The organism is Aliinostoc sp. HNIBRCY26, assembly GCF_050235535.1.
Classification (GTDB): Bacteria; Cyanobacteriota; Cyanobacteriia; order Cyanobacteriales; family Nostocaceae; genus Trichormus.
Window position 1 is genome coordinate 2,987,648 of sequence record NZ_CP189852.1, and the last position, 13,411, is coordinate 3,001,058.

At 40.6% G+C, this 13,411-nt stretch carries 7 protein-coding genes and 2 pseudogenes; 4 read left to right on the forward strand and 5 right to left on the reverse strand.

From position 1 onward, the window contains the following. Window positions 1-187: 187 nt before the first annotated feature. Window positions 188-322: a hypothetical protein gene (locus ACQFX9_RS12755; RefSeq protein WP_427162344.1), complete on the forward strand. Its 135-nt coding sequence runs from the start codon at window positions 188-190 to the stop codon at window positions 320-322. Window positions 323-506: 184 nt separating this feature from the next. Here ACQFX9_RS12755 and ACQFX9_RS12760 read toward each other — a convergent pair whose 3' ends face one another. From ACQFX9_RS12760 to ACQFX9_RS12770, 3 genes are all read right to left on the reverse strand, one after another. Next, entirely contained in the window at window positions 507-4,145 is a 3,639-nt protein-coding gene (locus ACQFX9_RS12760; RefSeq protein WP_427162345.1) for an endonuclease/exonuclease/phosphatase family protein, read from the reverse strand. A gap of 194 nt (window positions 4,146-4,339) precedes the next feature. Beyond that, on the reverse strand, window positions 4,340-4,858 hold the full coding sequence (locus tag ACQFX9_RS12765; RefSeq protein WP_427162346.1) for a hypothetical protein: 519 nt from the start codon (window positions 4,856-4,858) through the stop codon (window positions 4,340-4,342). A 1,652-nt stretch (window positions 4,859-6,510) separates the two neighbouring features. Beyond that, window positions 6,511-8,106, reverse strand: a complete 1,596-nt coding sequence (locus tag ACQFX9_RS12770; protein WP_427162347.1) for a hypothetical protein — start codon at window positions 8,104-8,106, stop codon at window positions 6,511-6,513. Window positions 8,107-8,627: 521 nt separating this feature from the next. Here ACQFX9_RS12770 and ACQFX9_RS12775 point away from each other — a divergent pair. The 3 genes and pseudogenes from ACQFX9_RS12775 to ACQFX9_RS12785 form a co-directional block, all read left to right on the forward strand. After that, window positions 8,628-10,244, forward strand: a complete 1,617-nt coding sequence (locus ACQFX9_RS12775; RefSeq protein ID WP_427162348.1) for an ArnT family glycosyltransferase — start codon at window positions 8,628-8,630, stop codon at window positions 10,242-10,244. A 216-nt stretch (window positions 10,245-10,460) separates the two neighbouring features. Beyond that, a pseudogene (locus ACQFX9_RS12780) lies at window positions 10,461-10,598 on the forward strand (IS4/Tn5 family transposase DNA-binding protein); the annotation flags it as partial. A gap of 129 nt (window positions 10,599-10,727) precedes the next feature. Then, a pseudogene (locus ACQFX9_RS12785) lies at window positions 10,728-10,943 on the forward strand (IS4 family transposase); the annotation flags it as partial. Window positions 10,944-11,491: 548 nt separating this feature from the next. Here the strand turns inward: ACQFX9_RS12785 and ACQFX9_RS12790 are convergent. Continuing rightward, entirely contained in the window at window positions 11,492-11,668 is a 177-nt protein-coding gene (locus tag ACQFX9_RS12790; protein WP_427162349.1) for a hypothetical protein, read from the reverse strand. Window positions 11,669-11,923: 255 nt separating this feature from the next. Then, complete coding sequence (locus tag ACQFX9_RS12795) at window positions 11,924-13,405, reverse strand: calcium-binding protein (protein ID WP_427162350.1); 1,482 nt, start codon at window positions 13,403-13,405, stop codon at window positions 11,924-11,926. Window positions 13,406-13,411 lie beyond the last annotated feature (6 nt).

Here is a 13,411-nt window from a genome sequence, read left to right on the forward strand (position 1 = left end):
TCTAAAAAATTTGTGAAATCTTTACGAATACCAATAAACATTGATACCAGATTTTTATATCTCTTTAGTTATATATAAAGTACCGACAGTTATTTTCCAGTATCCGCAAGCACAAAGTTGTTCAACAAGATTGTGAGTTGGGTGAGCTGTGTGTCAATAAATGATTCTAAGTATGAGGATATGAGTTATGTCTTTACGTTATAACCAAAATCAAGCTCCGCTACTCAAGGTAGTCTATTCCCAAGTGAAAGTCAACGGCAAGCTGGAGTTAGTACCTTTAGAACTTTATGCGGATGGTTCACTCAAGCGGTCTGTTATTTGATTTTGGGTGAATTCAAGGGAATGGGGAATGTGTGGTACTGTTCCCTATTCCCTAGCATCACTAATACCAATTATCCAAAATTAGGCAACAGATGCAAAGCTTGAAACCCAGATGGTATATGGATTTCTGAATTGCGAATTGCGTTAGCGTAGCGGGACGTTAGTCCATTGCGAATTGGTATAAGTTAAACTTCGATAAAATCAGCAGCAGTGATATTACTGGCATCTTCACCTAGTAAAACTGCTAACAACTTATTGTTATTACCATCATTCCAACTAATGAATGTCGTCTTGAGGAGACTATTGATAGTTAGTTGTCCGAAGGATATACCAGACAAGCCAATCAAGTCTTGACCATCATTAAAATCAATGATGGTGTCTTTACCAGTCAGAGGTGACAGGACAAAGATATCACTTCCCTGGCCACCAGTGAGGATATTTATCCCTGCGCCACCATTGAGAATATCGTCACCATTACCACCTACCAGTAAATCATTACCATTGCTTCCCAGTAAGGTATCATTGCCATTACCGCCAGAGACGCTATCTGAACCGACACCACCATTAAAGATGTCGTTACCGCCTCCTAAGTCAACGGCGGAATTGGCGTAACTACCTAACAGAGTGACGATATCGTTACCATCATTGGTATTGTTGCTAACAGGTTCGTCACCCTTCAAGTTAAGGAAGAAACGGGAATTGTTCATGGTGATGGTGATGATATCATCGCCGTAACCGCCAGTGATTTTACCGTCTGAACGGGGTGCATCTTGAGAATTGCTGTTGTTATCCCAAGTGGGGGCAAAATTTACATTAATAGTGTCGTTACCGAGTCCACCATGCGCCCCAAAAACGCCGTCGGGGTCAATTATTGTATCATTGCCATCGCCACCAAATAAGCGATCGCCATTTCCTAAACCACCATTAATACTATCGTTACCACCTTGTCCAGCAATGAAGTCATTACCTGCTAAACCATTAATTACCTCATTGCGGTCAGTCCCAATTAAATTATCGGCGTTGGTTGTACCATTGATGATGATGGGTAAGTAAAAACGCGCTACTAAGGGGTCATGGTCGCTGACTTGGTTGGCAAATTCTGAGTTGACATGGACAATATCAAATTCTGCAACGGTGCTGAGGTTATTACTAACTAAAATGTGATCTAGTGTTTGGGCGTTACCATCAAAGTTGTAGCTGTAACGTTCATTAACTGGGAGACTATTCACCAAGTTAGTTAAACCTGCACTTTCTAGCACTGCTAAGGGTGCAGAGAATTGAAAATCATTTAAATCTCCAGCAACAACTATATTGGCATTGGGATCTACAGCCAGAATATCTGCAACAAAATTTTTTAATTCTTGTGCTTGTTGCAGCCTTTGTACTTCTGAAGTCAGGGTTGGTGGTTGGAAACGACCAAATAAGGGTTGATCCCCACCTTTGGAATTGAAATGATTGGCGATGACAAAGACTTTATTCCCGTTGAATAGAAACTCGCCCACCAAAGGTTTACGGCTATTGGCAAAGGCATTACCATCTGATAAATCAGTGTCGAGAATTCTTCCCGGACTGCTAGAAAGTTCGGGATTTCCATTAACATTATTGACTGTGGTGTCTGTAGTAGGACTACCGCCGGGGATATCCACAAAATCGACGCGATTGGGATTAAACAGGAAGCCAACGCGGATATTTCCCCCTGGTTCGCCGCCATCTTGGTTATTTTCTGGGTTAACTTGGCGAAATTCATAAGTGGGGCCACCAGCAGATGCGATCGCATTAATTAATGTCTGCAATGTGACATCAGCATCAACTACACCGTTATTAGTCGCCCCGTTATTGTCTTGAATTTCGACTAAGTTGATAATGTCGGGGGATTTAAGATTATTAACGATAATCTCTGCAATCGAGTTAAATCTTGCGCCGTCGCTGGGGTCGAGGTTTTCCACGTTGAAACTAGCAACGGTCAATTGGTCGGGATTGGTGCTAGTTAAATTCGTAACTTCCCGTTGTAAGGTGCTGGGGTTAGCGATGGTGATGGGTGATGTGGGGAGGACTTCATAGTTATTAAAGTTATAGCTAACTATCCCCGTGATGTTATTAAATTGTGTACCTGTGTCAACTGAGGGTGAAGTAGATGTTAGTAATGTGTCATCTATTTGGATACGTTCTGGGTTAAAGTCGCCTTCACTAATTGTAATACCACCTCTGGAATTGACTCCCGTAGCCCCTGCACCATTATTTGCCAAAACCCAAATTTCGCCAAAGTTATTGGTAGGACTAACTGCTACAGGATTGGGAATCTCTACTAACATTCCCTCTAAACTTTCGTAGAAGTCGATTCCTTCAACTGTGGGGTCGAAATCACCGCCTGTTTCTACATTCCCAGGTGTGGTGAAGTCGTTGTTAATGACTGTAGTGGGTGGAGTGCGATCGCTGCCAATAACGGTAGGATTAATGTTAGTGGTAGGTGCAGTAGTCCAAGGTGTGATGTTTAAGGACTGTACCGCCGAATCATTGAGGATTTGTGTAACTGTTAAGTTTACCTGGTTATTTCCAGGCCGAAACTCACTCACTGTTCCAGAAACAAGAATTGCTTCTCCGATAGTTCTAGCTGTACGCAAGGGGGAATTCTCACCAGTGAAAACAAAAATTCCCTCAGATGTGGCGATGTTATCATCAGGAGAAGGGTCTTGGAGATAGAAACCATTACTCGTGATGACTGTGACAATTCCTGGTACGTTAATCACTGCGACTCTATCAGTTGCAGAGGTTAACAAGGGAGAAATATGGGACGCGCCTTGAATGTCATGGATGCGAATGTTTCCAGGGGTAACATCATTATCTGTGATGTTGACGCTGAGATTAGGAATAGTCAGATTAGAGTAATTCGGATCACTACTATTAATAGTGTGGGTGATGACACCTGTATGGGGTGAAGCTTCGCTGTTAGCATCATCAATCGCCCTGACTGTAATTGTGGCAGGATTGGTGTTATTTAGGGAAATAGTGACAGAGTTAGAAAAGTCTATTCCATTAACGCTAACTTCCGTTTGACCATCAGCCGTAATCGTAATATCTACCGGACTAGTTGGCGCAGTCTTTAAAGCGATGGTGTAACTATCAGTCGTTTGTCCAGCTTCATTCACATCAGTGCTATTTCCCGACTGGGTAATTGTCACCCCAGCCGCAATCACCACAGAAGAACGTAGACTGTTAATGAAAGTTGTGTTATTGCCACCATTCGGTTGACCTGGTGTAGTGGAAGCAATGGGAATTCCTGTTATCCAGTTAGCGGTATTAGTTACGCCTGTTGCATCTGAATTGAGGGCATAGCCTGTATTGTTAGTGTTAGAACCGAAATTCACGTTAACTGCGTTGGTAAATGTCCCGTTAACAGTACCGATATCCACTGCAAAACCATCGGCGGAAATCGTTGCGCCAGTATTGGTAGTATCAACCCAAACAACATCATCACCTGCAATATCTCCGTTATTCCCACTGTTAGCATTGGGGAGAAACGCGCCGCCAGCATTCAGCCGGATATTCCAATCACCACCAGCTGGATTGTAGGATGTATCTTGAGTAAAAGCAGTTGTCCCGCCTATGGTAATAATCGTACCCGCTTGGAAAACTGGGGCAATAGAACCCATGTTAGTAAAATCATAGGCAGAAAACTTAGCTGCTTTGGTGGCGGTAGAATCACCCACAAAAAAAGACTCAAGCTGTGCAGCAGTTAAGTCTTCTAGTAACAAAAGTTCAATAAATTCATCCCCAGTGGTGAGATTGCCGCCACGGTAAAATTCATTAATGATAATTTTTGCCATACTTTTACCTTTAATTGTTAACTCATCCCCGTATTTTTAAGGAATTTTGCTTAACTCAAGGTAAAGATAAAGTAGGCATCTGTTTAAGCAACAAAAATCACAAAACCCCAACTTTCTTCACAAGTTGAGGATTCGGTTTTTCTCAATAGTTGAGACTTAATTAGCTAGCAAATTACACAAAAACACCAGCTGATTTAATTTGAGCCTCCCATCAGCACTGTTTCGTCATCGTCATCATCATCTAAATCTTCTTCCTCATCTGGTTCTTGGAAAGCCGCAATTACTTCTTCAATAATTTCCTGTGCTTCTTCCTCCTCCATTTTTAAAGCCTCCTGGAGTTTTTTCAGGTAAGGCTGTTTGGCGGTGGGGACTACTAGTTCCTCTTCGTCTATGAGTATAACTACAGCTGCTGCAAAACCATCCCAAACCATTTCTTCGGGTAAAGATTGAGTGGCTGTATTTAACAAAGTACCAACTCCTTCTTCTGTGGCAATTGCTAGGAGTCCATCCACAGTTTCAATGATTTCATCTTCAGAATATTCTGCAAATACCTCAAACTCCCAAAGAAGACCTGCTAAACCGTCAGCATCCACCTCTTCAATTGTAGAATCAGCGATCGCAGTTGCAACTGCGATCGCCGCTACAGCTTCCTCTGCATTCAATGGTTCTGCTGTGGCGTTTTTCGCCTCAAAAATCTGATCATAATTGCTCATAATTACTCCCTTTCACTCACAGAATTATACAAACATTTAACAAGCGATCGTACATAAAACCTGGGGTTATACAAAATTGGTATTTGTACGGTCATAGCAAATTATTACTACCATACCGCTTTGCCTTTATTCTCTAGCAGGTGAAATATTTCTTTGAGAATATTTAATCTCATTAGTCATGAGTTTTTTCCCTCCACTCAATCCCTTTTGAGTATATTTACTAAATAAATTTTTGAATTATATTTTTTGTTAAGTTTCCCTAGATTGGTTTAATATAGAGAAACGGTAGTTCACAACATAGCAATAGCACTCATCCAAGAGGCTCAGGAACGCTAACTGCCAAGTTAACGTTGCTCATGAAGTAGAAACCAAAATTAAACGTCAGCGTATATTTAAGTGGCTCGTCCACTGTCAATCTTAGCTCAGAGCTATCAACGCTTAATCTGGTTCAACTACTGACAAAACGGCAATTTTAGGCTAGTAGCGTCATTCTGGCTGTGGTTAATAGCTAGTCGTCCATAAGACTAGTGAAAACCCACATAGCTAGCCGTTCTCCTCAACAGAGTTGAGGAATATTAATCAATAAAGAAGTCAGAAGGAACAGCTTCCTGATTTTGCTCATCAAAACCAGAATTTTTCTTGAATTTTCTGGGGCTGGCGAATATTCATAGGAATATGTTCTTAGCGCATCTTGAGATTGATGATTTAGCAGGAGGGAATTACTTCCCGACATCCATGCTACAGCTACATCTATTTATCAGATCAATTAATGATCAGCTGTCACGCATCTAACTTACACAGCTTTTATTTTGATTATGAGCTGTTGACTGTTGAATGTTAATGGTTAATAGTCAACAAATTTCATGAGTAGTTGTGTAATTTAAAACGTCATAGCCGAAATATCCTCTGGAGTTAATGTCACTGCTATTAACTCTCAAAAAACGCTAATGAGAAAGAGTTTGACTTATTTCTTTCCCATTGTACTAGCGCATCACCGCACTAGGTTAAGGCGTAACCGAGGAACTAATTTAATTTATTGATCTCATTCTCTAAATTTCATCCCTAGCTAGGGATGACGGTTCGTGTTTGCGACATTTCTGTAGAGAAATGTCCTAAATTCACGCATCACTGTTTCCATTGCTGACTCCTCACACCCTCATCAAAACGCTATGAATGATTTTAAATTTATCTTGACTGTATGTATTTCGGCCGTAGCTTACCTAGTTAGTGTTTACCTATTGATTTCATTGTCACAAAACTCAAATGAGTACACTGACTGAGTGGATTATTAATATATAAATTAAGGTAATCATTGCTTTAATTTATAAATATCATGTTGGATTTATGAGTAACATAGTGATTTAAAACCGGCTTAAAAGCCGGTTTTATAATATGGAATAAGAAAATTGCCCAATCCAAAATCCAATACGGTTCAGATAAGAAAAATAAATTTCAACCAAGCCAGTAAATGATCACTCAACAAAAAACGAAAAAATGATTTTGGAGGGGGTTTGGGGGACGCAACCGTCCCCCAATCGGGGGCTTGGGGGAGAATCCCCCAAATCTTGCTCATTGTCTAATAGACAGAGCAAAAATTGAGAAATTAACTCTCACCACCTTAACTGAACCGTATTGATCCAAAATCGATATAATTAACCGTTGTCTTGAACTTCAGATTTCGCTGACGATGAAGGACGTTTACCAGAATTACGGACATTAATAAATCTACCAATTAACTCAAACCAAAAAGGCGCACCCATTGATATAGCAATTCCACTAATCAACCAGCCAGAAACTATTGTCAAATAGCTATTAATTAATGATGGATTTTTCTGGTCTTTTGTAGAGCCTAATTGTTGTTCTAAATTAACCCTGTTCCAGCCAATTGGTAAAGTAATTTCCTCTATAATCTTATTTGTTTGAGCTTGCAAACTCTTGATTTCGGCTGGTGAATTCACGCTATTAGACTGTATGACTTGTTCAGCATTATTCACGATCGCTGTACGAATAGCCGCATCTTGAGATAAAATGCTGACAATGTGAAATGTATCGACATTGGCAATAACAGCGATACTAATCCCAATTAACAGTGCTACACCTTTAGCATTACGTCGATAAACTCCAGACGCTCTTTCCATTGAATTATCAAAGGTAGTGGCGATTTCTTGACGGAGGATATTAATACCCTCTTCTGTAGATTTAGCCTTGATTTGAGCGCGTTTTGCAAATGAAGCCATGTTGTCAATCACTGACGGTGGTAGCTTTTGAGTGAAAGCTTCTAGTTTTTGACAGAGATATTGAAATGTTTGATAGGCTTCACTGTCTTTATCTTGAAATTCACTGATAAATTCTTGATGGATGGTACTACCTACATTCATTAGTTGTACCACTTCATGAATATTAGGACGTAATCCTTGTAAGCAAATAGTTGCTTCAATATCATCAAAGATATCTTTCCTAAATAGCTTTAATCGCTGGAGGGTTTTATTAACTAATGGATGTTCTGGTATATCTAGTTCAAAAATTCCAATGAATTTATCTAAACTTTTAGCCAGCCGATTGACACTAGTCGTTAAATCAGTTTTATTTTTTTGGTAGTCACTAATAATATTTTTGAATTCTCTTTCTAGTTCTCGAAAATCCTGGTCAATATTATCTAAGAATTTCTGTACTTGCTCATCCGCATCATAGGTTTGTTCTCGCAAACTGATTAAAATATTTTGTATGCTATTGAATTGTTGATGAGCAAAATTGATTAACCTTGATTCTGTCAGCTTATCTACCAGTTGAGGAATACCTAAAGTTTCCATAAGAGTGGTAGCAAAAGTATCAGCAGGAATGTATGAAGGCGCACTCCGTTTTTCAACTTTGGTTTTTCCTAGAGAATTTTTCGTATATCCAAAAATGCTATTAGTCCGCTTTTTTCCAGATAGCGATAATTTTACTGGAAGATTGGATATAAACCAAATTAGCTTCCGAGGTAAAACAGTGAGAAAGCCTTTAGCTTCTTGATTGACGCTCTTAATTAAAGGATGATCATATAATTCATTAACTAGTTCAATGATGCTGTCTTCTTCCGATTGATTGACATTACCGGCAATGAGAATTTCAATGGATTTTTTTAAATGTACTGCACGCCATTGCAATACAGTAGTAATCAGTTCTTGAATTTCTGATGCTAATAAACTTAAGATTAAGTAAATAAATACTAATCCAATGGTGATATCTAGTATCAAAGGTAGAGTCATGGATAGATGCCTCCAGGGGTAAGTAGCAAATTGTAGTACAGCCAATACCAATTCAAAATTCAAAATTCAAAATTAAGAAAACCATATTTTGCACGGGTTTCTGAATTTGGATCTGTTTCATGATTTTAGTGAAATGGTATAAGACATAAATAAAGGAACTAATAAAAATAGATGAAAAGCTTAATTCATAAATATTCTTTCTTTGGCCTTTTGATCCTAGTTGGCAATAGTTGTATCATTTTTAGCCTAAAATGAGTGTTAAATAAGTTGAATCAAATTTCTGGTATTTTTCCCAAAAAAATAATCGTTGCTCAGAGAAAATTAAGCTAATCTGGGAATTTAGATTTGTTCAGTACAGAGGTTCGGACTGGGTGGAAAAATTAGAGACGTTCTTGGCGAAGTCAGGATAAAGTGGTTTTTGGCTATGACAGTGCTGAACTCACGATGGTTTTTCACCCCTGAATTCTGAGTTCTGAATTCTTCTTCAACGAGCAAGCTAGTAAAATGATGATCTATAGAATATGCGAGAAGGAAGCTTTATTTGGGGTCATCTAGAAAGACAGCACCGCACGGCTGAAAAATGGATTGACTGGTTATGGTTAGTAGTGTTGCTAATGGCAGCATTGTTGCTATTCATCGTGAATTTAGGCAACTTGCCGTTGCGAGACTGGGATGAAGGAACTGTGGCACAGGTGGCTAAGGAAATTTGGCGCGCCTCTGCGGATGATTTGCGTTGGTTATACCCAACTTTGGGAGGACAGGCTTACCATCACAAGCCACCTTTAGTCCACATTCTGATTGCCGGTGCTTATTCTATAGGTGGCGTGAATGAATGGACGACACGCTTACCAGGAGCAATTTTAACTTCTTTATCAGTACCTTTACTGTATTGGTTAAGTCGTGAGATATTTCGCTATCGATGGGCAGCAGTTTATAGTGCTTTAGTATATTTGACGATGCTACCTGTGGTGCGTCATGGCAGGTTAGCCATTTTAGATGGGGTAGTAGTCAGTTTCTTTTTGGTGATGATGTTGTGCGTCTTGCGATCGCGCCGAGATTTACGCTATTGCTTGGGTATAGGCTGGAGTTTTGGGTTAATTTGTCTCACCCAAGGACTGATGGGTGTAGTTTTGGGTATTGTAGCGATCGCTTTTTTGTTTTGGGATACCCCCAGATTGCTCAACTGTCGCTATTTTTGGCTAGCCATCGGTTTCGGGACATTACCTGCACTGGGTTGGTATGCCGCACAAATACTACACTATGGTCAAGATTTTATTCGCAATGGCTTATTCTATCAACTCCTGAATTACAGTCCATTTGCCCCTAATCATTCCCCTGCACCTTGGTTTTATGTCCTAGAACTGCTCAAATGGACTTGGCCTTGGTTAATTTTTTTACCACAAACTGCCCGTCTAGTGTGGGAAAATCGCAACATGAGTTGGGCAAGACTAACTATAGTTTGGGGTGGCGTTTATTTACTGCTGATTTCTCTGATGGGTGCTAACTACTCTTGTTATGTCTTGCCGCTTTACCCTTGTTTAGCTTTGGCTTTCGGGACTCAGTTAGCAGAAGTCGAAAACATACCGTTATTTTCTCAATACCCCCGTGGTTGGGTAGTGGGGTTATCAATGTTGGCTGTCATCGCTTCTTTTGGCAGCATTTATTTTAGTTGGGGAACACATTTCAAAACTGACTTGCAGCTAATTTTTGCAGCTTTTGCTTTAACTATGACACTGGCGGCGATTTTGGCTGAACGGGGTGATGGACAATTTCTCAGAATTTTATTTTGGGGAACTTATATATCGCTATTACTGTTAATGAAATCTCATTACTGGGTGTGGGAATTGTGGGAAGCCTATCCAGTGAAACCAGTTGCACATATGATTAACCGCGTCAACCCAAATGTTAGTAAAATTTATACATCTTTTCCAGAACATCGTCCCTCATTAAACTTTTATAGCGATCGCACCATTATTCCGGCTTCCTTCTCAGAATTGCAAAATTATTGGCAAGACAACAAAAAACCCTACATTCTCATCCAAGAGTCTGATGTCAAAAAACTCCAGTTAGATTCTATGCAGTTAGTTGACGAAGTTGACGACTGGAAGTTGATCACTAAAGAGACAAAATTGAAGTAACTCGTAATTGAATGAGTTGGGGTTTGCATCCTCAACTCATTCAAAACCGCTAAACTGCAATTTTAGCGTGAATTCGATGACCTCTCCCCAAACCCCTCTCCGACGCGGCTATCCATTACCCGGATCTTTCTCAACAAAACTACAACTTACTTAAAAATAGCTAGAAAGCTTGGTAGGTATAGTGTTGAAATGAGAAAGTAATCAGGGTGGTGGATAATGGAAAAATGGGCTGCCTCAGAATTGAAACAAGCCGATTTAGGAGATGCAAGACGAAACAAACGTCTGGTGCGTATAGTAGAAGACTTGGCTTGCCAACCCACAAGTAGCGTATCTCATACCAATTCACAATTCGCAATGGGCTAAACGCCCCGCTTCCGCTAACGCAATGGACTAACGTCCCGCTACGCTAACGCAATTAAAAAACTTAGATGCAGCCAAGCTTCCGGGAGTCACTTCTGTATAAAATTTTTCGGGAAATGGTATCAAGCGTGCGGAAGTGTAGCAGCAACAACAGCAGCGTATGATTTTTGGAGTTCGCCCTACTTTGAGCCAGATGATATACGCAATGCTCATATCAAAAGTACAGTGGAAAGAATCAAAGAACATGAGATTGTGTTGATGATTCAGGACACAACAAATATAGATTTGACAAATCATCCAGCGACAAGTGGAATTGGTTATCTAGCTCATAGAAAAAGCTGCAAAAGCGATGGTGAACCTGGAGTTAAGACTATTTGGCGTGGATTGCGACGATTACATGATATCGCTGCTACTTGGAAATTAGCCCAGCAAACCCATTAGCCACATCAACAACATACCCTTGGGTATGTCAACAACAATCCATCTCCCCACCCCCTGACAGGTGTAGGTATTTTACAAACGTGGCTGAAATGGGGTTTTTCCGTTAGTTGAAAACTCAAATTTTAGTCTTTGATTTTTTACCTAAGAACCAAATTTCGTTATTTGAACCACGTTTAGAACTCTGTTTGAGAGTGTCCACTCATACCCACATCAAAAACCTACACCTGTCAGCCCCACCCCCCACATATTTTTCTCGCTCTGTCAACCCCAGCTAGGAATCATCAACGTCAAATTACTCCTATAAATGGCTTTCAGCTTTGTTAAGAAAGATGTGACTAATGGATAGAGAGGGGCTTAAATACCTTGAGACTTTGACGAGAAATGTGGGTTTTAAAGCCTCTATCCTTGCAGGGGCTACCGTGTACACACAAGTCTTGAAATCCTAGCTAACGTTTGGTTTCGTCGTCTAGTTTCCGGTCTTGCGATGGCGTACCCGCCCGCCGGAGGCGATCGCTCTGAAAACCTGTCATTGCGTTCGCATAGCGTCTCGCTCCAGAGGAGGAACGACGTAGGCGAAAGCCTTCTCGTTCGCGTAGCGTCTCCCTTTGGGAGAAAAGTAGCAATCGCCAAAACTACGGGATGATGCGATTACTTCGCTCCGTTATCACTGCGCTCGTAATGACAATTTAAGGAGTCTATAACGCCTGAAACCCTTGCAGATACCACTTGTGTGTACACCGTAGCCTACTAGGGAAGAGGTACTCTACGAGAAGAGCTTTGCTCTATGGAGAGGGGTTCTAGAAATTCATCAAACTCCAACGAAGGCACACATTAATTACGAATTACGAATTATGGGAATTATTCTGTCTGTTGTCTTTCTAGACAAAGTGGATGTCGCTGACGCTGTAGCTAGTGGAAAAGATGGAAATGACATCAAAACCAGCAAATATAGGAGAGGATGTCAAATCACTTTGACTAGAAGCATTGTAGGCACCATTGGCTTTGACAATCTGATTTGCAGTTGCAACTAACACAGAATCATCGAAGGCTTTACTGCTGTCTAGTGAGAATGGATTGGCGATCGCAATATAATTACTGCCGAAGATATAACCGTCTAGCTTTTTGAGTTGGATTTGATCCTGACCAGTTTGAAAATCAGTAATCAAAGCAAAGTCATTTAAGCCTGCAAAACCGCCACCACCTACATAGTAGGGCTTTGTGGCATCTCCTAAGACGAATTTATCAGGATCTGCGCCTCCGGTGAGGGTGTCTACTTCATTAATACCTGGTTGGCGACTGTTAGGATCAACGCCGATAATGGTATCTTTACCACCAAGACCAGAAATTTGATCATTGCCTCTACCACCAATCAATAAGTTACCTTGGTTATTACCAACTATGGTGTCAGCTTGGGAAGTACCAGTAACGTTAACAAAGTTTTGAACGTTAAAGTTCAGTGAGCCTAAGACTGGAACACCGTTAACGATGAGACTATTAGTAGAGAGATTGACGTTAAATGATGTGGTTGTACTAGTACCAGTAGAACCATCAATGGTGTTGGCTTGACGCGTTGCACCGATGATAGTTTCAATGTTGAGGATTTGATCTGTACCTGCTCCACCTTTATTGACAATACCAGTTGCTTGTAAGGTAATTGCAGTACCTAAATTACTATAATCGGCTGTATCCAGGTCAGCACCACCATCAAGGGTGTCATTACCAGTACCGCCGATCAGGACATCATTACCACCCTCGCCTTGTACGATATCGTTACCATCACCTAATCGGGAAGTTGCAAGACTACTTCTACTCCCTCCACCTATTACATCATCACCAGCACCACCTTGCACGGTGTCATTATCGTTGAGTCCAAAAATTTCGTCGTTACCTTGACCACCAATTAGCAGGTTACTGTTGTTATCACCGATGATGCTGTCATTTTGTGCAGTACCGATAACATTTACAAATCTCTGCACTGTAAAATTCAATGTGCCAATGGTGGGAATTCCATTCACTATCAGACTGTTAGCTGACAAATTAACGCTAACAAATGTAGTAGAACCTGTGGTGGTGGAAGCGTCTATTGTATTGACTTGTCCTTTCGCACCAATAATAGTTTCAATCCCATTGAGTGTGTCTGTTCCGGCTTTGCCTTTTTGAACAATACCGGTAGCTTGTAAAGTAACAGCTTGACCTAATTCACCGTAGTCAACAGTATCAATTCCTGTATCCCCAACTATGAAATCATTGCCTGTACTACCAATAATTTGATCATTTCCTTGCAAAGCAACTATAAGATCATCAAACGCAGTACCAATGAGCAGATCATTAGATGGCGTGCCGAGAATGGTGTTATACACGTCGCT

What these genes read in the sequence shown, in the direction of transcription:
- ACQFX9_RS12770 (WP_427162347.1), bottom strand. Translation starts at nt 8,106, where the DNA reads ATGACTCTACCTTTGATACTAGATATCACCATTGGATTAGTATTTATT.
- ACQFX9_RS12760 (WP_427162345.1), bottom strand. Translation starts at nt 4,145, where the DNA reads ATGGCAAAAATTATCATTAATGAATTTTACCGTGGCGGCAATCTCACC.
- ACQFX9_RS12765 (WP_427162346.1), bottom strand. Translation starts at nt 4,858, where the DNA reads ATGAGCAATTATGATCAGATTTTTGAGGCGAAAAACGCCACAGCAGAA.
- ACQFX9_RS12775 (WP_427162348.1), top strand. Translation starts at nt 8,628, where the DNA reads ATGCGAGAAGGAAGCTTTATTTGGGGTCATCTAGAAAGACAGCACCGC.
- ACQFX9_RS12755 (WP_427162344.1), top strand. Translation starts at nt 188, where the DNA reads ATGTCTTTACGTTATAACCAAAATCAAGCTCCGCTACTCAAGGTAGTC.